Origin of the sequence: Sphingobium sp. TCM1 (assembly GCF_001650725.1) — a bacterium.
Lineage (GTDB): Bacteria > Pseudomonadota > Alphaproteobacteria > Sphingomonadales > Sphingomonadaceae > Sphingobium.
Window position 1 is genome coordinate 37,192 of the sequence record NZ_LXVX01000023.1, and the last position, 19,696, is coordinate 56,887.

The 19,696-nt window shown below is 62.2% G+C and carries 21 protein-coding genes and 1 pseudogene; 12 read left to right on the forward strand and 10 right to left on the reverse strand.

Going from position 1 to position 19,696, the window contains the following annotated elements; translation table 11 throughout:
* Nucleotides 1–3: 3 nt before the first annotated feature.
* The 4 genes from A7Q26_RS15780 to A7Q26_RS15795 all read left to right on the forward strand — a co-directional run bounded on the left by A7Q26_RS15780 (nucleotide 4) and on the right by A7Q26_RS15795 (nucleotide 2,060).
* Nucleotides 4–405 (forward strand): DUF2147 domain-containing protein, encoded by a 402-nt coding sequence (locus A7Q26_RS15780; RefSeq protein ID WP_066861607.1) that lies wholly within the window; start codon nucleotides 4–6, stop codon nucleotides 403–405.
* Between the two features lie 429 nt (nucleotides 406–834).
* Entirely contained in the window at nucleotides 835–1,422 is a 588-nt protein-coding gene (locus A7Q26_RS15785; RefSeq protein ID WP_025290601.1) for a recombinase family protein, read from the forward strand.
* 36 nt (nucleotides 1,423–1,458) lie between these two features.
* Complete coding sequence (locus tag A7Q26_RS15790) at nucleotides 1,459–1,728, forward strand: BrnT family toxin (RefSeq protein WP_232313826.1); 270 nt, start codon at nucleotides 1,459–1,461, stop codon at nucleotides 1,726–1,728.
* Nucleotides 1,725–2,060: a BrnA antitoxin family protein gene (locus A7Q26_RS15795; protein WP_004206995.1), complete on the forward strand. Its 336-nt coding sequence runs from the start codon at nucleotides 1,725–1,727 to the stop codon at nucleotides 2,058–2,060. Before A7Q26_RS15790 ends, A7Q26_RS15795 begins: the two co-directional genes overlap by 4 nt.
* 62 nt (nucleotides 2,061–2,122) lie before the next feature.
* Here A7Q26_RS15795 and A7Q26_RS24710 read toward each other — a convergent pair whose 3' ends face one another.
* The 7 genes from A7Q26_RS24710 to A7Q26_RS15830 all read right to left on the reverse strand — a co-directional run bounded on the left by A7Q26_RS24710 (nucleotide 2,123) and on the right by A7Q26_RS15830 (nucleotide 7,161).
* A complete protein-coding gene (locus tag A7Q26_RS24710; protein WP_084439161.1) occupies nucleotides 2,123–2,656 on the reverse strand; it encodes an SMI1/KNR4 family protein in 534 nt (177 codons plus the stop codon).
* 111 nt (nucleotides 2,657–2,767) lie between these two features.
* The gene (locus A7Q26_RS25985) at nucleotides 2,768–3,124 is read right to left on the reverse strand and encodes a hypothetical protein (RefSeq protein WP_332308774.1); all 357 of its coding nucleotides are present in this window, start codon (nucleotides 3,122–3,124) and stop codon (nucleotides 2,768–2,770) included.
* Between the two features lie 98 nt (nucleotides 3,125–3,222).
* Complete coding sequence (locus tag A7Q26_RS25990) at nucleotides 3,223–3,564, reverse strand: hypothetical protein (protein ID WP_066861542.1); 342 nt, start codon at nucleotides 3,562–3,564, stop codon at nucleotides 3,223–3,225.
* A gap of 22 nt (nucleotides 3,565–3,586) precedes the next feature.
* Nucleotides 3,587–3,925, reverse strand: coding sequence for a hypothetical protein (locus tag A7Q26_RS25995; RefSeq protein ID WP_017503244.1), 339 nt, complete (start codon nucleotides 3,923–3,925; stop codon nucleotides 3,587–3,589).
* 124 nt (nucleotides 3,926–4,049) lie between these two features.
* Nucleotides 4,050–5,417: a Dyp-type peroxidase gene (locus tag A7Q26_RS15820; RefSeq protein WP_066861545.1), complete on the reverse strand. Its 1,368-nt coding sequence runs from the start codon at nucleotides 5,415–5,417 to the stop codon at nucleotides 4,050–4,052.
* Between the two features lie 3 nt (nucleotides 5,418–5,420).
* The gene (locus tag A7Q26_RS15825) at nucleotides 5,421–6,032 is read right to left on the reverse strand and encodes a hypothetical protein (RefSeq protein WP_017503242.1); all 612 of its coding nucleotides are present in this window, start codon (nucleotides 6,030–6,032) and stop codon (nucleotides 5,421–5,423) included.
* Between the two features lie 40 nt (nucleotides 6,033–6,072).
* Nucleotides 6,073–7,161, reverse strand: coding sequence for a catalase family protein (locus tag A7Q26_RS15830; RefSeq protein ID WP_026109628.1), 1,089 nt, complete (start codon nucleotides 7,159–7,161; stop codon nucleotides 6,073–6,075).
* Nucleotides 7,162–7,316: 155 nt separating this feature from the next.
* Here A7Q26_RS15830 and A7Q26_RS15835 point away from each other — a divergent pair, with 155 nt between their 5' ends.
* Nucleotides 7,317–7,940: a TetR/AcrR family transcriptional regulator gene (locus A7Q26_RS15835; protein ID WP_017503240.1), complete on the forward strand. Its 624-nt coding sequence runs from the start codon at nucleotides 7,317–7,319 to the stop codon at nucleotides 7,938–7,940.
* 11 nt (nucleotides 7,941–7,951) lie between these two features.
* Here A7Q26_RS15835 and A7Q26_RS26180 read toward each other — a convergent pair whose 3' ends face one another.
* Entirely contained in the window at nucleotides 7,952–8,074 is a 123-nt protein-coding gene (locus tag A7Q26_RS26180) for a hypothetical protein (protein WP_267903939.1), read from the reverse strand.
* On the opposite strand from A7Q26_RS26180, the gene A7Q26_RS15840 reads away from it, so the two are divergent.
* The 5 genes from A7Q26_RS15840 (at nucleotide 8,057) to A7Q26_RS15860 (ending at nucleotide 14,297) form a co-directional block, all read left to right on the forward strand.
* Nucleotides 8,057–8,434 (forward strand): acyl-CoA thioesterase, encoded by a 378-nt coding sequence (locus A7Q26_RS15840; protein WP_313737063.1) that lies wholly within the window; start codon nucleotides 8,057–8,059, stop codon nucleotides 8,432–8,434. The genes A7Q26_RS26180 and A7Q26_RS15840 overlap by 18 nt on opposite strands.
* Complete coding sequence (locus A7Q26_RS15845) at nucleotides 8,431–9,297, forward strand: 3-hydroxyacyl-CoA dehydrogenase (protein WP_046407406.1); 867 nt, start codon at nucleotides 8,431–8,433, stop codon at nucleotides 9,295–9,297. Before A7Q26_RS15840 ends, A7Q26_RS15845 begins: the two co-directional genes overlap by 4 nt.
* Nucleotides 9,298–9,324: 27 nt before the next feature.
* Complete coding sequence (locus A7Q26_RS15850) at nucleotides 9,325–11,091, forward strand: oleate hydratase (protein WP_035219816.1); 1,767 nt, start codon at nucleotides 9,325–9,327, stop codon at nucleotides 11,089–11,091.
* Between the two features lie 41 nt (nucleotides 11,092–11,132).
* Entirely contained in the window at nucleotides 11,133–13,622 is a 2,490-nt protein-coding gene (locus A7Q26_RS15855) for a heavy metal translocating P-type ATPase (RefSeq protein ID WP_066861548.1), read from the forward strand.
* A 108-nt stretch (nucleotides 13,623–13,730) separates the two neighbouring features.
* On the forward strand, nucleotides 13,731–14,297 hold the full coding sequence (locus A7Q26_RS15860) for a TetR/AcrR family transcriptional regulator (RefSeq protein WP_066861551.1): 567 nt from the start codon (nucleotides 13,731–13,733) through the stop codon (nucleotides 14,295–14,297).
* A 476-nt stretch (nucleotides 14,298–14,773) separates the two neighbouring features.
* Here A7Q26_RS15860 and A7Q26_RS15865 read toward each other — a convergent pair whose 3' ends face one another.
* Together A7Q26_RS15865 and A7Q26_RS15870 are read right to left on the reverse strand one after the other, a co-directional pair.
* Entirely contained in the window at nucleotides 14,774–15,889 is a 1,116-nt protein-coding gene (locus A7Q26_RS15865; protein WP_066488347.1) for an IS110 family transposase, read from the reverse strand.
* 76 nt (nucleotides 15,890–15,965) lie between these two features.
* A pseudogene (locus A7Q26_RS15870) lies at nucleotides 15,966–17,783 on the reverse strand (Tn3 family transposase); the annotation flags it as partial.
* Nucleotides 17,784–17,845: 62 nt separating this feature from the next.
* On the opposite strand from A7Q26_RS15870, the gene A7Q26_RS15875 reads away from it, so the two are divergent.
* Together A7Q26_RS15875 and A7Q26_RS15880 are read left to right on the forward strand one after the other, a co-directional pair.
* Nucleotides 17,846–18,283 carry a MarR family winged helix-turn-helix transcriptional regulator gene (locus A7Q26_RS15875; protein WP_066861554.1) on the forward strand — a complete coding sequence of 146 codons (438 nt, stop codon included), beginning with the start codon at nucleotides 17,846–17,848 and terminating at the stop codon, nucleotides 18,281–18,283.
* Nucleotides 18,284–18,405: 122 nt separating this feature from the next.
* The gene (locus A7Q26_RS15880; protein WP_004212862.1) at nucleotides 18,406–19,644 is read left to right on the forward strand and encodes a hypothetical protein; all 1,239 of its coding nucleotides are present in this window, start codon (nucleotides 18,406–18,408) and stop codon (nucleotides 19,642–19,644) included.
* The last annotated feature ends 52 nt before the right edge of the window (nucleotides 19,645–19,696 follow it).

Genomic DNA, 19,696 nt, shown 5'->3' on the forward strand with positions numbered 1-19,696 from the left:
GCGATGAGGTTCAGTTTCGTATTGGCAGCCATGCTGCTACTTGCAACATCTGCGTCCGTCGAGGCACAGCGCGCTTCTTTCGGAGTGTGGAAGAATCCGCAGGACAGCGTACATGTGCGAGCCCAGCCGTGCGGAAGCAGAATGTGCGGGGTCGTGGTCTGGGCAAGTGACAAAGCCAAGGCGGATGCGCGGCGCGGCGGGACAAACGATCTGGTAGGTCTGATCCTGTTTCGCGATTTTGTTCCTGAAAAGAAGGGCGTGTGGCGCGGCAGTGTTTTTGTACCCGACATCGGCCAAACCTTCTCTGGAACAATCACCACGCTCGACGATCGGCGGATGGAGGGAAAGGGGTGCCTGACAGGGCGGATCATGTGCAAATCGCAGATATGGACGAAAGTGAACTGAAATCCGTCCAATCATCGTCTGACCGAGAGCGGCAAGCCAAGGATTTTAATAAGACACATCAAAAGCTTCTACGATAAATTGAAGAGGCGCGGAGCAGGAAGCGGGCATGGCGACAGCGATGTGTGCAGCCGCCACGGGATCAATTCGGCGACGGGCATGCGACTTGGTCAGCGTAAGCAGGCGGATAATCCGTTATTGATCGTCGCGGCCAGAAGACGGTCCGCTGCGGCAGCGGCTGCACGAACAGATTAACCTAATGGAAATCACACGATAAGCGCCCCGCCTGATGCGCCCGACGACACATTCCGCCGCTAGCAGGCATCCCCCCGGAAATTCCAGCAATCTACGCACGCCCAAAATCCGTAGCGTCCGATAAACTCTGCCGGAAAGGAGGACTGTCCCACAACAAGCTATCAGGGGTTTTCCGACATGCTTATAGGCTACATGCGCGTCTCTTCCACAGATGACCGGCAATCGGTCGATCTTCAGCGCGATGCGCTGATCGCAGCCGGCGTCGATAGCCGGCATCTCTATTCCGACAAGGCATCCGGCGCTCGCGAGGACCGGGCGAGCCTGCGGGCCTGCCTCGAATATCTCGCAGCCGGCGATACGCTGGTCGTGTGGAAACTGGATCGGCTCGGCCGCTCCCTGCCGCATTTGCTGTCGATCCTGACCGATCTCAGGGAGCGTGACGTGTCATTCCGGTCATTGACCGAGCAGATGGACACGGGAACGCCGCATGGCGAGCTGCTGTTTTCGCTGTTCGGCGCGCTGGCCCAGTATGAACGGGCATTGACGCGCGAGCGCATCATGGCAGGCCTTGCGGCCGCCAGACGGCGCGGGCGCTACGGTGGCCGCCCGCGAACGATCGATGCGGAAAAGCTCGATCAGATCACCGCCGCCCTTGCCGGTGGCGCTAGCAAGTCGTCGATCAGCCGCACGTTCAACGTGCCCCGATCGACCCTCGCAGATACGCTCGCGCGGGCCGGATGGCTCAAACCGCCGCGCCTTGCGTAACGACAAAAACATAATTATATTTCCGTAATGCCATCCATGCGCTTCTCCTGGCACCCGGCCAAAGCCGAGAGCAATCTGAAGAAGCACGGCGTCAGCTTTGCGATCGCTACTCGTGCGTTCACAGATCCTTTCGCGCTGAGCGATCAGGATCGGATCGAAGGTGGCGAGCGACGATGGCAAACCTTGGGCCTCGTGGAAGGGCATCTGCTCCTCCTCGTGGCCCACACTGTCGTCGAGCAAGACGATGACGGCGAGTATGTGGATTTCGGCTCGAAAGGCCGATCGAACGGAAAGGCGACGTTATGAAGAAGAAAGACGCTGATACCGTCCGTTTCCAACTCGATCCGGACAATCTGCCGCCGTTGACCGAAGCGCAACAGGCCGAACTGGATGCCCTGCAGGCGATGCCGGATAGCGGGATCGACTATAGCGACTCTCCGGCGCTGACAGAGGATTTCTGGCGGAACGGGCAGCGTGGGCGCTTCTATAAGCCCATCAAGCAGCAGGTGACGGCACGCCTTGATGCTGATGTGCTCGCCTGGCTCAAATCGCAGGGTAAGGGCTACCAAGCCCGCATGAACGCCATACTTCGCCGTGAGATGCTGGCGACCGCCAGAAGGCAGGAAAAGCCACGTTAATTTAGATAGTTAGGCTATCGGTTATCGTGTGGTTTCCGTCAGCGCCGAACCGTAACCTCTAGCTACTCCTCTTCTATCCCCATCGCTTTCAAGTCCAATCCCAATTCCTTTAAACTGGGCAGGGGAGGAGGATCGAAGGCTACCAGTGCATCGATAAAGTCATGAAAGCTGTCGTATACGGGGGTTATCGCCCTAGAAGGCAGAGCTTCATCGTGCAGCCATACGGATATCTTTCCATCAATTCTGTCAATTAACAGCATATTACCCAGACCGATTTCCGCAAAAACCACAGATGTTTTTGGAATCTGCATGGATAATTGTTCGTTTATGCGAATTATTCCTAAGCTTCCGTCAACAGGGCCATATATAACTGAAACGCCAATTCTTCCTGAATCATCGGAATAGGCGCATTTTTCCGCAGGAAATTCAACATCATTATTGAAAACTATCGCTGATCCGAATTCAATAAATAAATCACGAAGCTCAGACGGCAGCAATATTCTTAATGAACTCTCTATCTGGTCTAATTCGATCAAAGAATCTCCCGGCATGTGGAGTGATTCTGCATCGAATGATGGATCAAACTGAAAGGTCATATATTTTCTGCCTTACATCATTAGGGCGTCGCTATCGTGTCCGTTCCGCACCGCGCCTCAATCACGCCACCTGATTGGTATAGCCGTTAGCGGATGGGCACGACAATCAGGTCAATCTTGGCGCGTCGATGCTTTGATTGGTGCTGCGCTCCATCTACGATTGAATATCCGCCATCCGACTAAGCCCGCGACAACGCCCAGCAGGCCGCCCACGAGATAGGCGGTTGGCGCATCATTCGGCACAAAAAAGCAGCCGCCAGCAACATAGCCGCCGATTACGGCGGTGCGTGTCACCGCACCATAGATCGCGGCGACCTTGCCATGATCGGCGGGCGGGCATTCCGACTGGAACAAGGTTCGGACAGCGACGTTGTGGATGCTGTTTGCGCCGCCGCCTAGGATGAAGGCGACGGCAACGATTGCCAGCCCGATCGGCGCAAGGCCGATCCACAGCATGGTCGCGCCCATGACAGCGGCCGTGCCGAACGCCGCCAGTCCGACCCTATGGCCAATAACCCTTTCGGCCAGCCCAGCGCCGATCAACATCCCAACCGCCCATAGTGCCGTCAGCATTCCAAACGCGGTCGGCCCGCTCCCAGCGTCACCATCACGAGAAACACGAAAGCAACGTCGGCTATGGCGGTCGCAAACACTTCGAGGCTGAGCGCACCCGTAACCACCATCAACCGTCGATTGCGGAGCAGCGGCAGGTAGTCCACGAACAGGGTCTCTTCCTCCTGATCGTCCCGTTGTGGCTTGCGGCGAAGCCTGCTCGCCATCACGACGAGGGCCAAAAGGGAAAAACTGGCGGCATCGGCTAAAAGCGCATTGCGCGATCCGATCCATCCCACCAGTACGCCCCCAGCGACTGGACCAGCGAGCATTCCAAGGCTGCGAACCATTTCCATAAGGGAATTGGCGAGTGCGAGGTCATTCCAAGCCGCTCGCCAGCACTGGAATCAACGCGAATGTTGCGGCGCTGCTGATCGTGAACAGCACGCTCAACAGCGCGGCCCCGGCGAGCGTGAACATGGGATAATAGGCGATAAATGCTATCACGCCCGCTTGCAGAACTGACACCATGACCAGAATGCGGGCCGCCTCCCGGCGGTCGATCAAGCGGCCCGCCCAGGGTGCGGCGATCAGACCGGGTAGCAGCTCCGCGGTCAGCAGCGTCGGCACCGCATAGCCGGATGCGTTCTCGGCAGTGCGGAACATCAACGTCAGCAACGTGATTTCATCGCCGGTCGTCGAAATCGTAAGCGCCACAAGGACCAACCATCCCCAGCCTTGCCGAAACTCAACTCCCACTCACTTAACCTTCCGCACAGCCCCGCACTTTCCGGGTCACTCTGCACACTTCAAATCTCAACCGACAATCAGGTGAATAGCTTTAGCGTCGTTCTGCCAACCACTTAAGCGCCGATAGGCTTGGCATGAACAGATATTCGCCTCCCTTCATGACATTGAAAGTCTGCACACCGTCGATGCGCTTGCGCGCGGGCGCCTGCGGGATGGTGAACCGACCGTCCTCCTCATGCAGGCCGACGATTGGATCGCGCTCTTCGCCAAGGTCGACGAAATTCCCGCGATTGATCCATTCCTGCTGCATGAACTCGATCGTGTCATAGGCACGCGCGCTGATGAAGATGAAGAACAGGCCGCGATCGCCTTTCTTATCGTCCTGCGGCGTGACATCCTCGGAATAGACCGGCCCGAAGGTCGAGGAACGACGGATGATCCTGTGGATGTTGACGTCGGTGAGCAGCGTCAACTCGGAGTCGCGGGGATTGAGCCGGCGCATATGGCAGCCAAGCGGCACAACGCGACCTTTGGGGTCATCCTTGAAGCTGAAGTCGTTGTTGCGCTGCGGGTCGGCGCCGAGGTCGGGATCGTCGTGATCGGGCGACAGCGTCAAGGGCGCGCCGGAACGCCAGCGACCGAACATCTTGGCGGCTAATAGCTCGCGTTCCTCCGGCGTCTCGCCATGCGCCTTGAGGAAGGCGTTAAAACAGCCGACCCGGCTGTTGTACTTGCGCATAACGACGAAGGTGCCGTTCTTGCCCAGCCCGGCGGGCTCGGGCATGCCAAGCGGTTGGCCGTTCTCGCTTTCATATCCAAGAATGAACTCGCCCGCCTTGATCGGGCGCTCCTCGCCCGGCAGCGGATCGACGCCGCTACCCTCGACGGCGGGCTGGGAGATCGAATCCCGGAAACCGAACGGGTTTTTCGCGCCATCCGGCGCGCCGAAACGATGCTCGCCGAGCAGGGTCACGCCGCTGCTCCGGTCGAGTTCGGTGCGCGCCGTCGCCAGCGCCTTATCGAGCGCAGCATCATCCACGGCGTAGATAGTCAGCGCGAGATGGCAGTTGCCGGGCTTGAACACCTCTTCCCAGTTTTGAGGCGCGTTGGGCCCGAAGTCGCGAAGCTGCTCCGCGCGTGCGGCCATGCCCTGCTGGAAGGGGAGCGGGAATGTCTTGAGCTGCGCTTCGGGAACGCCGAGCGCCTTCAGCCCCTCGAAGCTGAGTGCGGCCCCGATCCAGAAATCAAGATCCTCGCTCCAGTTGTCGGCAGATGCGATATGGGGCGCGAGCCGGCCGAGAAGATCGCGCGCGCCCTCCGCCTCGTCGAAATGGAGCATGGCGTGGATACCGACATAAGGCTCGGGCCGGCTTCGCAGGATCAGCGCCTGAATGTCGTGCAGATCGAGCGTAACGCTGTCGCGCCGGAAGCGCTCTTTCAGTTTCTGAAGGATCGCCATGGCTCAGCCCACCTTGTCCAGGAATTCGTTGACCGCATGCTCCATCCGCTGAAGGCGGCGCACGTCGACGACGGTCACCTGCGGGTTGGCGACGAACCAGCCGGCAGCGGTGATCTGATGCTCGGCGATGAAATCCTTGACCTTGGGGCTTGCGATGCCAGGCCAACCTTCGACCGAAGCGAAAAGCAGGTCCATCAGGTCGGGGATCTTGGTGGCGAAGTCGTTGATATAGGTGTCCCAGTCGCCGTCATAGGCGGTGGCGAACAGGATGCGTGTGTCGTTGTCGAAGAACACGAACCGCATATTGTGGAGCGTGCCGACCTTCTGCGCGCCATCGAAATTGCCGTTCACCAGCCCGAAGATGCGTTTCAGCCGGTCCGCGCCGCCTGGCTTCAAGTTTGCGATGGCTGTGAGCTCGGAGACATTGCCGGACTGGGCGCCGACACGGCCAGCCGAGCCCGCCGTGCCCTTGAGGTCGGGATTGTGCTTCGTCACCATCTGCTCAAGGGCGAGCTTGGCGAGCTGCGGCGCGTCGCCGGCCACTTCCTCGATCCGCCGCCGGATGGCTTGAAGGCGGGTTTCGTCGATCTGCGGGGTGTCTTCGGTTTCGGCCATGGCTGGCCTCCTTTCGTGATTGCGTGTGACGATCGGTGCGTCAGTCCGGGATGGCGTCGATGTTTGTCGGCTCGACACGAGGCTGGGCGTTCATCTCATGGCGGTAGCGGGTGGATCGCTCATAGGCGGCGATGCGCACCCGCATGATCGATCCGAGCGGCTGATGATCGCGGATACCGTGCCAGGGATTGAACGACAGCACGTCATCGCCATAGACCCGCCGCGCCGGCGAATAGGCGTCCTGCGGCGGGATGCGCAGCGTGGCGATCGGCTGGTGTGGCGACAGCTCTTCGGGCCAGAGCACCGCCGCGTCCTCGACAGGCATCTTGTCGAGATCAGCGCAAAGTTGGGCGCGCAGTTGATACTCAGCACCTTGGTCGCGGAAATGCTCGACAACCAGATCGCGCATGGTGGCATCCTCCACCGTGCCGACGTCCTTGCCGGTGAGCGCGCGGACATTGTCGGAAAGCGGCGCGGCGCTGATCTTGGCGATGTAATCGCCAAAACGGATCGCCGCCATCGAGTGATAGGTCTCGCCAAGCAGATGGTCGTTGTCGCGCGCGAGACCGCGCAGCGTGGCGCCGGGCTCGACGCCGACCGCTTCGACCGCAGCTTCCACGCCGCGCGCCACCCCAGCCATCGCTCGCTGGAGAAAGACCGGGTTCTGGGCATTCTTCTCCAGAAGGCTGATGAGCTGGCGATATTTACCGATCGTGCCGAAGCTCAAGGTCGGGATGTTGACGAGCAGGAAATCCTGGTTTTGGCCCTGGTCTTCGGGGAGAAGCCGCTCGCCTTCGACGCCGATCACCTTGATCGCCATGCCGCGCGGGGCGGGAATCGTGTCGGAGTGAATGTCGCCCGGCGCTGATGAGAGGCGGATCACCATGGAATAGGTGGCCGGGCGAGCGAAAAGCCCCTGACGCAGATGCTCCGGCAGTTCCGGTACGACGAGTTCGCCCTTGAGGAACCCGTGGCTCTTGGCATGGGCGTCGCGCACCGCATGGCGGTGGCGTTCGAACGCCTTGCGGTTGGTATTCGCCATGATCTCAAGGATCTCGGCGGTCAGCCGCTCCTCGTCCTTGCCGAGAACCTCCACGTCCGGAGAATAGCCAATGTAGGTTTGAGCCAAGAGCGCTCCTTCACACTGAGATTTCGTTGCCCAGGAACGATTTCGGGTCGAAATCGCCGTTGATTTCGGATATCAGTTGATATCTGGTCTCACTGAGAACGCGGAACCTCCGAAAAGGTTTCGCACGTCTCGCCCGTTGGTTGGAGAACGAACCCATGCCGCTTACGCGCAAGGACACGCAGCGCCAGACGCGGGACCGGCTGATCGCGGCCGCGCATTCCTCGATTATCGAGGAGGGGGTCTCTGCCATGTCGATTCGCAACATCTGCAGCGCCGCAGGGCATTCGCAGGGCGCCTTCTACTCGAACTTCGCCAGCAAGGATGATCTGCTGGTCGAGATCCTGCAAAGCCATATCCAGGACGAGGTCACACTGCTTCGCGACCTGGTCGCGCACTGCTCCGGCGACGATATCGAGGCGACGCTGCAGGTGCTGGCCGCGCGGCTCGCGAAGTTGGCCGACGAGGCACAATGGTCACTGCTCTCGATCGAATTGCAGCTCCATGCCCGGCGCGATCCGGCTTTCGCCGAGCGGCACCGGGAGGGCAAGGCGGCCTGCTATCGGATGTTCGGTGAGCTCGTCGCCGATCTGACGCAACGCTTCGCACTTCGTCCGGCCTTGCCGCCGATGCAGACCGGTATCGGTCTTTACGCGGTCTGGATGGGACTGGCGGTGCAGGGCGATGTCGAAGGCGCCATGCCGCGCGACGAGATGCTCGTCGGCTTCTTCCGCGCCATGGCAGGACTGGGTTCGTCGCATGAGGAGCAGGCGTATTCGTGAGCGGGATCGTGTCAGATCGTCGACGCATCGGCTGCGATGAGCACGGACACCCACTCGTCGGCGAGGTGGATGAGCATCGGCGCTTCCATATCCGCTTCCGCGCCCGGGACGCCGACATCGACGAACTCGGCCATGTCAACAATGCGGTCTGGGTGACCTGGATTCAGGATGTGTCGGTGGCGCATTGGCTGACGGCCGCGCGGCCGCAGGATCGCGACCGGTTCGTCGCGGTCGTGCTGCGCCATGAGGTCGACTATCGCGGCAATGTCCGGGCGGGAGACGAGGTCAGTGCGATCACCTGGGTCATCCGAGCGCCGCGGGGTGCCCGCTATGCACGATGTGTCGAATTCCATGCCGAAGACGGCCGGACGATCGTCGCCTCGCTGACCCAATGGGCCCTGGTCGATCGGGAAACCGGCAAGCTGGCCCGCGTCCCGGTGGAGGTGGCGGCTCCGTTTCTAAGTGACGATACCGCGCAGAAGGAAATTGGATGAGCGATATCAGGAAAGTGGCGGTTCTCGGCACGGGAGTCCTCGGGAGCCAGATCGCCTTCCAGACGGCCTATAGCGGCTTCGATGTTGTCGCCTACGACATCAGCGAGGAAGCGCTCGAACAGGCGCGCGCACGGCTGGCGGCGCTCGTCGAAACCTACACGAACGAGGTGTCGGGCGCGGCTGGCGGCAAGGCGGCCGGGGCGCTCAAGCGGATCGCTCTGCTGAGCGATCTCGGCGCGGCCGTCGCGGACGCGGACCTCGTGATCGAGGCGGTTCCGGAGGTTCTTTCGATCAAGCAGGCGCTCTACGAGAAACTGGCGGGGCTCGCGCCGGACAGGACGATCTTCGCCACCAATAGCTCGACCCTGCTGCCGAGCGACCTGAAGGCTTACACCGGCCGACCGGACCGGTTTCTGGCGCTGCACTTCGCCAACAGCATCTGGAAGTTCAACACCGCCGAGGTGATGGGCACGGACGACACCGATCCGGCCGTGTTCGATGCCCTGATCGCCTTCGCCTCCGCCATCGGCATGGTGCCGATCCCGGTGCGCAAGGAGAAAGCGGGTTACGTCCTCAATTCGCTTTTGGTGCCGCTCCTGAACGCGGCCGCCGATCTGGCGGCCGGCGGCTATGCCGAGCCGGAAGATGTCGACAAGGTCTGGCGGATCGCCACCGGCGCGCCGATGGGGCCGTTCCAGATCTACGACATCATCGGATTGAACACCCCCTACAACATCCTCTCGCATGGCGACGAGCATGCTCAGTCGCTCGCCGCCTGGCTGAAGGAAAACTACATCGACAAGGGCAGGCTCGGCATCGCCTCGGGCGAAGGCTTCTACAGCTACAAGCCCTCCGCAGACTGATCCCAACAAGAAGAACAGGAGTTCGCCATGCACTATAGCAGCGGAAACTATGAAGCCTTCGTGCGTCCCCGCAAGCCCGAGGGCGCCGACAAGAAGACGGCCTGGTTTGTCGGTTCGGGGCTGGCGGGGCTTGCCGGCGCGGCCTTCCTGATCCGCGACGGCGGCGTTTCCGGCGACCGCATCACCATCCTTGAAGAGCTGGAAATCCCTGGTGGCGCGCTCGATGGTCTGGACGTGCCCGAAAAGGGCTTCGTCATTCGCGGCGGCCGCGAAATGGAAGAACATTTCGAGTGCCTGTGGGACCTTTATCGCTCGATCCCCTCGCTGGAGATCGAGGACGCCAGCGTGCTCGACGAGTTCTACCGGCTCAACAAGGACGATCCCAACTTTTCGCTCCAGCGCACGACGCAGAACCAGGGCCAGGACGTGCCCGACAAAGCGCTGTTGACGCTAAACGACAAGGCCCAGAAGGACCTGCTCTCGGTCTTCCTCGCGACGCGCGAGGAGATGGAGAACAAGCGTATCAACGAGGTCTTCGGCGAAGACTTCCTCAAAAGCAATTTCTGGCTCTACTGGCGCACCATGTTCGCCTTCGAGGAATGGCATTCCGCGCTGGAGATGAAGCTCTACCTGCACCGCTTCATCCATCATATCGGCAGTCTCGCCGACTTCTCCTCGCTCAAGTTCAACCGCTATAACCAGTATGAATCGATGGTCCTGCCGCTGGTGAAGTGGCTGACCGATCACGGCGTCACGTTCCGCTACGGCGTCGAGGTCACCGATGTCGATTTCGACATCCAGCCCGGCCGCAAGCAAGCGACCCGCATTCACTGGAAAGAGCGCGGCGTCGAAGGCGGCGTCGATCTCGGGCCAGACGATCTCGTCTTCATCACGATCGGCTCGCTGACCGAGAATTCCGACAATGGCGACCACAGGACGCCGGCGAAGCTCAATGAAGGACCGGCGCCGGCCTGGGACCTGTGGCGCCGCATCGCCGCGAAGGATCCGGCCTTCGGCCGCCCCGACGTGTTCGGCGCCCATATCCCGGAGACGAAATGGGCCTCCGCCTCCATCACCGCCCTCGACGCCCGCATTCCGGCCTATGTCGAGAAGATCACCAAGCGGAACCCCTTTACCGGCAAGATCGTCTCCGCCGGTATCGTCACGGTGAAGGACTCGGCGTGGCTGCTGAGCTGGACGGTTCATCGCCAGCCGCATTTCAAGAAGCAGCCCAAAGATCAGATGATCGCCTGGTTCTACGCGCTCTTTGTCGATTGCCCCGGCGACTTCGTGAAGAAGCCGATGCAGGAATGCACCGGTGAGGAGATCACCCAGGAATGGCTCTATCACCTCGGCGTGCCGGTCGAGGACATTCCCGAACTCGCGGCATCCGGCGCCAGCACCGTTCCCACGATGATGCCCTATATTACCGCCTTCTTCATGCCGCGCCAGGCGGGTGACCGGCCGGACGTGGTGCCGGAGGGCGCGGTCAACTTCGCCTTCATCGGCCAGTTCGCGGAATCGAAGCAGCGGGACTGCATCTTCACCACGGAATATTCGGTGAGAACCCCGATGGAGGCCGTCTACACGCTGATGAATGTCGAGCGCGGCGTGCCGGAGGTCTTCAACTCGACCTATGATATTCGTACACTTCTTGCTGCGATCGGTCCGCTGCGGGACGGCAAGGGCATCGATCTTCCCGGACCGGCCTTCCTGCGCAAGCTGCTGATGAAGAAGCTCGAAGGCACAGAGATCGCCAAGCTGCTCGAAGAGTTCCATCTGATCGAGGAGTGAACAAAGACCGGAAGGCACGCGCGGCGTGTGAAAGGTGATGAATGGCCGACGACGATCAGAAGAGCGAACGCGCCGCCGAGGTGACTGGGGCGCACGGCCATCATCACCATCATGAGCCGGACGGCGAAACGCCGTCCGGTCACGTCGACCATGATCCGGTCTGTGGCATGGTGGTCGATCCCGCCAGGACCGCTCACAAGGCTGAGTATGAAGGCGAGCGTTACGCCTTCTGCTCGGCCGGCTGTAAGGCGAAGTTCGACGCCGACCCCGTGCATTATGCAGCACGGGTAGCGCATGCCGAGCCGCACCATGAGGGTGCTGCTACCCATGGCGATCATTCCCACCCTAGCCACACCCATAGACTTGATCGCCATGAGCATCACCCCGTTGCGGCGTTAACGGCAGCCGTAACGGAGGGCACGATCTGGACCTGCCCGATGCATCCGGAAATCCGCCGGGACGCGCCGGGCAGTTGTCCGATCTGCGGCATGGCGCTGGAGCCGCTGATCGCGGCGGCGGATGCCGGACCCAGTCCCGAACTTGCCGATATGACCCGGCGCTTCTGGATCGGCCTCGCGCTCGCCTTGCCCGTGTTCCTGCTGGAGATGGGCGGCCACCTGATCCCGGCGCTGCACCATCTGGTGCCGATGCACATCTCGATCTGGATCCAGTTCGCCCTGGCGACGCCGGTGGTGCTGTGGGCCGGATGGCCGTTCTTCGCGCGTGGCTGGGCGTCGATCGTCAACCGCAGCCTCAACATGTTCACGCTGATCGCGATGGGGACCGGCGTCGCCTGGGGATACAGCATCGTCGCGACATTCGCGCCGCAGCTCTTCCCGCAGGCTTTCCGTGACGCTGATGGCGCGGTCGCGGTCTATTATGAGGCGGCCGCCGTCATCACCGTGCTGGTGCTGCTTGGTCAGGTTATGGAGTTGCGCGCCCGGGAACAGACGTCCGGCGCGATCCGCGCGCTTCTCAATCTCGCGCCGAAGACCGCACGACGCATCGGGGCAGACGGTGTGGAAGAAGATGTGCCGGTCGAGGCGATTGCGATCGGCGAGCGGCTCAGGGTCCGGCCCGGGGAAACCGTGCCGGTGGATGGCGTGGTCGAGCAGGGGCGCTCATCGATCGATGAATCGATGGTGACCGGCGAATCCATGCCGGTGACGCGCGTAGTCGGCGAAGCGGTCGTAGGAGGTACGCTGAATCAGACCGGCGCGCTCGTCATCCGGGCGGAAAAAGTCGGGCGCGACACGATGCTGGCTCGCATCGTCCAGATGGTCGCGGATGCCCAGCGCTCGCGTGCGCCGATCCAGCGCATGGCTGATCAGGTGTCGGGCTGGTTCGTGCCGGTCGTCATCGCCGTAGCGCTGCTCGCCTTCGCGGCCTGGGGTGTATGGGGGCTAGAGCCGCGTCTGGCGCATGGCCTGATCGCGGCCGTTTCCGTGCTGATCATTGCCTGCCCCTGCGCGCTCGGGCTTGCGACGCCGATGTCGATCATGGTCGGTATCGGCAAGGGGGCGGCCGCCGGCGTTCTGATCAAGAACGCGGAGGCGCTCGAGCGGATGGAGAAGATCGATACTCTGGTGGTCGACAAGACCGGGACGCTTACCGAAGGCAAACCGGCGGTGACCCGGATCGTCGCGGCGCCGGGATTTGTCGAGGAGATCATCCTGCGGCTGGCGGCAGGTGTTGAAAAAGCCTCGGAGCATCCGCTTGCGCGCGCGATCGTGGCGGCTGCCGAGGAACGAAAGATCGCCATCCCCAATGTCGCCGATTTCGACTCGCCGACCGGTAAGGGCGCGGTCGGCGTGATCGAGGGACGGCAAGTGGTGCTCGGCAGCACCGCCTTTCTCGCCGAGCATGGGATCGATACGGCGTCGCTCGCCGGGCAGGCGGATGAGTTGCGCCGCGACGGTGCGACGGCGATCTATATCGGGATAGGCAATGCCATCGGCGGCATCTTCGCCATCGCCGACCCGATCAAGGCGACCACGCCTGAGGCACTGAAGGCCCTGCATGCCGAAGGCATCCGCATCGTCATGCTGACCGGCGACAATCGCACCACGGCCGAAGCCGTCGCCAGAAAGCTCGGCATTGATGAGGTCGAGGCCGATGTGCTGCCGGACCAGAAGGCGGCGGTGGTCGAGCGCCTGAAGGCGCAGGGCAAGGTGGTGGCCATGGCGGGTGACGGCGTAAATGACGCGCCGGCGCTCGCCGCCGCTGATGTCGGCATAGCCATGGGATCAGGGACCGACGTTGCCATCGAGAGCGCGGGGGTAACGCTGCTCAAGGGCGATCTCACCGGCATTGTCCGCGCGCGACGCCTGTCGCAGGCGACGATGGCCAACATCCGCCAGAACCTCGCCTTCGCTTTCATCTACAATGCGGCAGGCGTGCCGATCGCGGCGGGGGCGCTCTATCCCACGTTTGGACTGCTGCTGTCGCCGATCATCGCTGCGGCGGCGATGGCGCTGTCGTCCGTCAGCGTCATTGGCAATTCGCTGCGATTGCGCGCCTTGAAGATCTGACGATCGGGCGATCCTCACCTAACGGCCACTGCCACCCGCAAATTGTGCTGAAAGCAAAACCGAGCCGCCATACTTGAATGATCGTTCCAGAAGCGCTATACATGGCTTATGGCAAGACCTCGAGAATTCGATACGGATGCTGCCCTGGACGGTGCGATCGCCGTGTTCAGCGAGCATGGGTATGAGGGCAGTTCGGCGCAGATGCTCGTGGACGCCATGGGCATCGGGCGGCAGAGCCTCTACGCGGCCTTCGGCGACAAGTGGCAGCTCTATTGCGCGGCGGTGCGGCGCTACGGCATGGGCGAATGCGCGGCGCATTTCGAGGCGCTTCGCAGCGGCGCGCGCGCCATCGACGGGATTGCCGCCATGCTGCGCCATGTCGTGGCGACAGCGTACATGCCCTGTCTCGGCGTCGGCTCGACCTGCGAGTTCGGTGCCTCGCGGCCGGACCTGGTCGATATCCATGCGGCACTGGGCAGGACATTGCACATGGCCATCGTCGCCCGCATGCGCGACGCGCAGCGTGAGGGCGATGTTGCAGCCAGCCTCGATCCCGAGGCTCTCGCGCAATTCCTGATCGCCAATATCGCCGGGATCCGCGTCGCCGGGCGTGGCGGCGCCGACCGATCAACCCTGGCTGCCCTGCAGGAGATGGTCATGCGCGCGCTGCGCTGACCCCTTTTTTGACCGATTGCGGAACGATCATTCAAGATAGGAGAAAGACATGCGAGCAGTAGTGATGACCGCGACCGGTGGCCGCGAGGTGCTGGAGCAGATCGAGCGACCGGAGCCTGTCGCCGGGCCGGGGGCGTCACATAAAACGGGCACAGATATACGCTCTCATGACTGCCATCCGAGACGCTGGCCGAGTTTACTCCTTCGCTGGCCTCGAGACCAGCGGTCGCATTGACCTTGGCGGGTGTGCCGCGGGCGCCTGATCGACGACGATTGATCATGCTCTCATCCGCGGGTTGATTACCGCACTACCCGTATCCGTCGCTGGGCCTATCCTCCGTCTAAGTTCGGGCGTCGGACGAACCTGCCCCACCGTACACCGTGGATTGCCCATCACAGTCGGGTGCCCGCGGCACGCCGGCCAAGGCTATGCAGTTGGTGCGCTGGCGCCTCCTCTCGTTAATGTCGTGGGTGGATCAGCCGGCTATCGCCGGCGACACCCGACGGGCGATGTCCCAGGCATAGCCGACCAGTTCACGCGCGATCGCGGTGGTCACCTTGGGCTGAGGCTTGCCCGTGGCCGCCAGGCGACGGTAGCGCTGGCACAGGCGAACCTGCGCTTTCCACCCGATCGCCTGGATGTCCTCGGACAAGTCGATGACCCGCTCACGGTAGCGTCGTTTCTCGCGAGCGGGCAGTCGATACGACCAGCCCGCCTCAATCAGCATGGTTCGTGCCTGCGCGTTGCCCGCGCGGGTGATCCGGCCCCGTTTGGTCCGAGCGCCGCTGGAGTGCTCGGACGGCACCAAGCCGACATACGCCATCAGTTGCTTGGGATTGTCGAAGCGGGTGAGATCGCCTACTTCAGCGACCAGCGTCGCAGCGCTGACCAGCCTGATACCGCGCAGGACCTGTAGATTGCGGACCAGCGGCGCAAAACACCATGCGTCCACCGCTTCAGTCAGCGCCGCTTCTAAGCGCCCAACCCGTGCCTGCGCCTCCAGCACCCGCTTCTGCATTTCCTCGAATGCCAGCTGTTGGTGGGGAAAATCGAACCGCTGCTCGGACAACCACCGCCAGTACATTTTCGTCCAGGCCGCCTTGCCGCCGAAACGACGATCATGACGCAACAGGAAGCTGCGCACTGTCTGCTTGGCTCCGATGGCATCATCTTGCGCGCTGCGTCGCGCGCGGATGAGATCGCGTACCGCCTCGTGCGCCTCGTCCGGTATCCAGATTGCGGTGAGTTCGCCAGCGCGTAGCAGCCGCGCCAGGGTCATCGCGTCACGCCGGTCCGTCTTTACATGGTCACCCGGGCGCCGCGGCATCATCGAGGGGGCGATGACGATGCAATTCTGTCCCAGCTTCGTCAGCAGCCGATGCAAGCCATACCCGCAGGGACCAGCTTCGTAGCAGACGTTCAACGTCACGCCCGGTCCAGTCAGCCGCTTGACCAGCTTCCTGATCGCATCGTCCTCGTTGGCGACCGTGCCGACGAAACGCACCTCGCCTCCGCGTTCCCCATCGGCAACCGCGACCGCAATGGTTTCCTTATGAACGTCCAGACCAACGTATTTCACCGTCTCCGTCATGACTCGTCTCCGCTGCTGACAAATCCATCATCAGCATCTCAGATTCGAGCCTCCGAGGCTCTGGCAGTCATGGGGTCTAAGCCTTTTGGGGCACGGTAGCGCCGATCTTTTGGCGCAGCGGCCGTAGCGTGCCGGTCGTTAAGTCATGATCCGTCCAAAGGTAATCGCCGGTCAGATTGATGTGTTGCCAGCCCAGCGGTGACAGATGTTGGAGAAATTCGGCCGGGATTTCCTTTCCTTGCTGCTCCATATGGCGAAGCACCGCCTCGAGGTAGGTCGTGTTCCAGAGGACAATGGCTCCAGCCACCAGATTGAGCGCGGACGCTCGGTGTCCTTGAGCCTGTAGCCCATGGTCGCGTATCCGGCCGGTGCGGTGAAAGAAGATCGCGCGCTTGAGGGCGTTCTGCGCCTCGCCCTTGTTCAGTTCGCGCGTAGCACGGCGCCGTTCTTCCGGCTTTTCGATCCAGTCTAGGGTGAAAAGCGTCCGTTCAACCCGGCCTATCTCGCGTAGCGCCAGCGCCAGGCCGTTGGCGCGCGGATATGAACCAAGGCGCTCGAGCATGGTGGAGGCATTCGTGACTCCGGTCCGGATAGATGTTGCGAGGCGGACGATGTCTTCCCAGTGGCTAGCGATGAGCTGTTCATCAATGGCTTGCGCGGCCATCGGGGCTATGGTCGGCCCTGGCCGCGCATCGCGGAACAAGTGGAGGCGCCGGGCGGCGATATTGGGAATTCGCGGTGCGAACTGGAACCCCAGCAAATGGCAGAGCGCGAAAACATGGTCGGAAATGCCGCCGACATCGGTATGGTGGCGTTCAATCGCAAGTTCGGCACCATGATGCAGCAGGCCGTCAAGGACGTGGGCTGCCTCGCTCGCACCGGCGGAAATAACCTTGGCATGAAACGGCGCATAGCGATCCGAGACGTGAGTATAGAAGGATACCGAAGGTTCACTGCCCTTGTGGGGATTGACAGAACCGGTCGCCTGCGCGCGGCGATCAAGTGGAAAGTTCTGGCCATCGGAACTCGACACATTTCCATCGCCGAACACATTTGACAGCGTCATGCGATGCTGAGCATCGGCCAACATCGCCAAGGCGGCGCCGTAGCTGTCTTCGCGTAAATGCCATGCCGCAAGCCAACCGAGTTGGCGCTGGCTCACCAAATCGCAGGCCTCTGCCATGCGGGCGTGGCCGAGATTGGTGGCGTCGGCAAGAACCGCTGTCAGGACAGTGCGGGGATCATCATGTACGCGGCCCGTGGTGAGATGGGTAAAGCATTTCGAGAAGCCGGTCCAACGATCAACCTCCGCCAGCAGGTCAGTAATGCGGATGGCCGGCAAATGGCCATACAAGGGAGAGAGTGCCCTTTCGGCTTCCTCCGGTGTGATGGCTCGAAGTGGCGATATCCGCAGCTTGCCGCCTGAAAAGTGCACATCTTCGAGCGCGTCCGCTTCCACCTTTGCGTCCACCTCGGCCAGCCTTCGGGAAAGGAGCGCCTTGCGCTCCTCGAGCCAGACTGCGGCCGTATCGGCGACCGGGACAGGCAATGGACCAGCGGCCCTCATAGCAGTGAACACCGGGGTGGAGATAAGTTGCTGCTCCACGGCTCTGTATCGCCGGCTGCCTTCGACCCACACGTCACCCGCTCGCAAGCGGTCCCGCAACTCGGCGAGGACACAGAACTCGAAAATACGGCGATCAAGACCGGCTCGGCCAATCCGTCGCCGCCATGCCGGTCGGACGAAACCAAGCGCGGCATCTGCTGGTAGCTTGCGCAGGCGGCCACTTCCGAGATCGCGCATTGTCGCGATGGCTCGAGCAAGACCCACACAGGCAGGCACCGCACCGAAGGTGAAGCTTGCGACGAAGGCCGGACCGATCTGTCGCAGGATCAGTAGATGAAAAAAATGGGGATTTTATCCAATCGGGGGGATTATTCTTCCTAGCCCATCGGTTGCGCCGTCTCTCTGAGGGGCTGGTAACCGAATGCGAGGGATCGTTTGTTGAGGCAGGAATAATCGCCCCGCCCCGGACAACGTCCATACTCTACCTGATCGAAGATGAAGGGCCGCAACGTATCACTGCTATCGCCTCTGCCCTTCAGCAGTTCCACCCGGTCATCATAGATTGGGTGGGAAAGCTGAAAAAGCTGGACCTCATCACAACAGCTGCAGATCCGGTCGATCGCAGGCGTACGATCGTCTCACTCACGGATGCGGGGCGACAAGAGGTACTCAAGATTCGCACAGCCGAGGTTGCGATCACAGCTGCTTACTCGGCTTTGGAGATCGAAACGGGCGTGAATTTGATCGATGGAACCACGGCCTGGGAATGCGCCCTCTCCGACAAATCCTTATCTGTTAGGATCGGTGAGTACGATGCTCGCCAATGACCTGATCCCGCCTGATGGCTGCAGGCCTGAACTCGCGCAGCGGCTACCGTGAATCTGTGCCCGAATAATGGACGGAGGCCTATAAGGTGGGCTACAAGCGCGGCTGAGGAGCGAGGCGCGTCGTGAGCACCGAAACCGCCCGGGAAGGGCCAGAAATCCCCGTAGCGCCGCCTGAGGCTGTCCTGCCGGCCGTCAGGGCGCCGGCCGACCTTGCGTGGACGATCGTGCAGATGCGCGCCGGCGAGCGCATCACCGTCAACGAGGGCCTGATCGCCGCCTATCAGGCCGCTTCATCGCCCCATAGCATCCGTGCGCTCAAGTCCGACGTCGAGGCGTTCGATGCGTGGTGTAGGCGCAACAACCGGATTGCACTGCCGGCGACGGCCGAGACGGTGGCCGACTATCTCGACTCGCGGGCAGGCAAGGGGAGCCGCCCAGCCTCGCTATCCCGCTACAAGGCGTCGATCGCCAAGATCCATCAGTTGCTCGAACTCAAGGACCCAACCCCCGCGCCGCTGGTGAAGCTGCGGCTGCAAGCGGTGCGCCGTGAGAAGGGCGCAGCGCAGAAGCAGGCAAGGCCGCTGCGGTTCAAGGGGCCGGTGCGCGACGTGGAACGCGACAAGGCGCGTGGTCTCAACGTCCGGGCGCTGCTCGAGAGCTGCGGAAACGATCTGCCGGGGCTGCGCGATCGCGCGCTGCTGTCTGCCGCCTATGACACCGGCCTGCGTGCGTCCGAGTTGGTAGCCGTGGCCATCGAGCATATCGAAGAGGCGATCGATCCCGAGGCGCGGCTGCTGCAGATCCTGCGCAGCAAGGGCGATCAAGACGGGGAGGGGGCAACCGCCTATCTCAGCCCGCGTACCGTGTCGGCGATCGCGGCCTGGACCGAAGCGGCCGGGATCACGGCGGGGCCGCTGTTCCGGCGGGTGCAGGTGCGGCGCTACAAGGCGCGCGCCGCCGTGCGCGGTCGGCCGATCGACAGCATCTCGGGGCGGGAGACCTGGGATCTGCGCAAGACGCTGCCCAGGCCTGCGGTGAAGGCGCGGGTCGAATATGACATCGGCACCGTCGCGCTGCACCCGGGTTCGATCGGGCCGATCTTCCGCTCGATCATCCAGCGCGCGTTCGATCGTGGCGCTCTGCCCGACCTCACAGCCGAGGATCTGGCGCGGCTGCTCAAGGGCATCAGCGCGCACTCGACGCGGATCGGGCTGAACCAGGATCTGTTTGCGAGCGGAGAGGATCTGGCTGGGATCATGGATGCATTGCGGTGGAAGTCACCGCGAATGCCACTCGCCTATAATCGCAACCTTGCTGCAGAGCAGGGCGCAGCGGGCAGGCTGATGGCGAAGATCGGCTGATGGGGTCGCTGGTCGACTCGATTGCAGGAGGGCGTCGCTCCCCAAGCAACCT

What these genes read in the sequence shown, in the direction of transcription:
- A7Q26_RS15780 (WP_066861607.1), top strand. Translation starts at nt 4, where the DNA reads ATGAGGTTCAGTTTCGTATTGGCAGCCATGCTGCTACTTGCAACATCT.
- A7Q26_RS15785 (WP_025290601.1), top strand. Translation starts at nt 835, where the DNA reads ATGCTTATAGGCTACATGCGCGTCTCTTCCACAGATGACCGGCAATCG.
- A7Q26_RS15790 (WP_232313826.1), top strand. Translation starts at nt 1,459, where the DNA reads ATGCGCTTCTCCTGGCACCCGGCCAAAGCCGAGAGCAATCTGAAGAAG.
- A7Q26_RS15795 (WP_004206995.1), top strand. Translation starts at nt 1,725, where the DNA reads ATGAAGAAGAAAGACGCTGATACCGTCCGTTTCCAACTCGATCCGGAC.
- A7Q26_RS24710 (WP_084439161.1), bottom strand. Translation starts at nt 2,656, where the DNA reads ATGACCTTTCAGTTTGATCCATCATTCGATGCAGAATCACTCCACATG.
- A7Q26_RS25985 (WP_332308774.1), bottom strand. Translation starts at nt 3,124, where the DNA reads ATGGGCGCGACCATGCTGTGGATCGGCCTTGCGCCGATCGGGCTGGCA.
- A7Q26_RS25990 (WP_066861542.1), bottom strand. Translation starts at nt 3,564, where the DNA reads ATGGAAATGGTTCGCAGCCTTGGAATGCTCGCTGGTCCAGTCGCTGGG.
- A7Q26_RS15820 (WP_066861545.1), bottom strand. Translation starts at nt 5,417, where the DNA reads ATGGCGATCCTTCAGAAACTGAAAGAGCGCTTCCGGCGCGACAGCGTT.
- A7Q26_RS15825 (WP_017503242.1), bottom strand. Translation starts at nt 6,032, where the DNA reads ATGGCCGAAACCGAAGACACCCCGCAGATCGACGAAACCCGCCTTCAA.
- A7Q26_RS15835 (WP_017503240.1), top strand. Translation starts at nt 7,317, where the DNA reads ATGCCGCTTACGCGCAAGGACACGCAGCGCCAGACGCGGGACCGGCTG.
- A7Q26_RS26180 (WP_267903939.1), bottom strand. Translation starts at nt 8,074, where the DNA reads ATGGCCGAGTTCGTCGATGTCGGCGTCCCGGGCGCGGAAGCGGATATG.
- A7Q26_RS15845 (WP_046407406.1), top strand. Translation starts at nt 8,431, where the DNA reads ATGAGCGATATCAGGAAAGTGGCGGTTCTCGGCACGGGAGTCCTCGGG.
- A7Q26_RS15850 (WP_035219816.1), top strand. Translation starts at nt 9,325, where the DNA reads ATGCACTATAGCAGCGGAAACTATGAAGCCTTCGTGCGTCCCCGCAAG.
- A7Q26_RS15855 (WP_066861548.1), top strand. Translation starts at nt 11,133, where the DNA reads ATGGCCGACGACGATCAGAAGAGCGAACGCGCCGCCGAGGTGACTGGG.
- A7Q26_RS15860 (WP_066861551.1), top strand. Translation starts at nt 13,731, where the DNA reads ATGGCAAGACCTCGAGAATTCGATACGGATGCTGCCCTGGACGGTGCG.
- A7Q26_RS15865 (WP_066488347.1), bottom strand. Translation starts at nt 15,889, where the DNA reads ATGACGGAGACGGTGAAATACGTTGGTCTGGACGTTCATAAGGAAACC.